The sequence below is a fragment of the Pseudomonas sp. AC463 genome, assembly GCF_979253585.1.
Genome location: NZ_CEEDDZ010001254.1, coordinates 1 through 230, shown reverse-complemented (window position 1 = coordinate 230; position 230 = coordinate 1). Strand labels below are relative to the sequence as shown.

Genomic DNA, 230 nt, shown 5'->3' with positions numbered 1-230 from the left:
GCGGGCGGATCGGTGCGGCTGACCGACAAGCCCGGCGGCTCGTCGAAGGGCACCTATGCCGGGGGCGGCGCGGCGGGCACGCTGGCCTGGGTCGATCCGGTGCGCAATTTCCGCGCGACGGTGATGGTCAATTACTTCCCCGGCACCGCCTATCCGCTGGCGAGCGATGTCGGTGGCGCCCTGTTGCAGGACATGCAGCGGCTCCACGGCGGCAATCCGCCGCGGTGAGC

General features: G+C 71.7%; 1 protein-coding gene. It reads left to right on the top strand.

Annotated features, from left to right (window positions below; genetic code table 11):
* Window positions 1-228 (top strand): hypothetical protein (locus tag AC0IYH_RS34325; RefSeq protein ID WP_471838968.1); only part of this gene is annotated, 228 nt, incomplete at its 5' end.
* Window positions 229-230: the final 2 nt, after the last annotated feature.